At 30.3% G+C, this 383-nt stretch carries 1 protein-coding gene; it reads left to right on the top strand.

Going from position 1 to position 383, the window contains the following annotated elements; all coding sequences use genetic code 11:
• Window positions 1–297, top strand: a 297-nt coding sequence (locus tag KHA85_RS20560) for a glycoside hydrolase domain-containing protein (protein ID WP_213186718.1), incomplete at its 5' end; no start/stop codon positions are given.
• Window positions 298–383 lie beyond the last annotated feature (86 nt).

Genomic DNA, 383 nt, shown 5'->3' with positions numbered 1-383 from the left:
CGGCAAGGTATTGCTTCTTTTGAAGATGAAGTTGTCGAAATGAAAGTAGCAACATCATTTATTAGTTTTGAGCAAGCAAAGCATAATATAGAATTAGAAATTAATGATAATGACTTTGATATAATTTATAATCAAGCATTAGAAACTTGGGATGATAAATTAGATGTTGTTGAAGTTGAAGGTGGTTCTCATGATCAAAAAGTATCATTGTATTCTAATATGTATCGAATGTTTATGTATCCAAACTTATTAAGTGAAAATACTGGAACTAATGAAAATCCAGTTTGGAAATATTGAAGTCCATATGGTGGATCGAATGAAAATCCTGAGGTTGTTGAAGGCAAGATGTATTATAATAATGGATTCTGGGATACATATAGAGC

The sequence above is a fragment of the Dietzia massiliensis genome (assembly GCF_018390595.1).
Classification (GTDB): domain Bacteria; phylum Actinomycetota; class Actinomycetes; order Mycobacteriales; family Mycobacteriaceae; genus Dietzia; species Dietzia massiliensis.
Note: the sequence above shows the minus strand (reverse complement) of the source record. Positions and strands in the feature narration are given on the sequence as shown.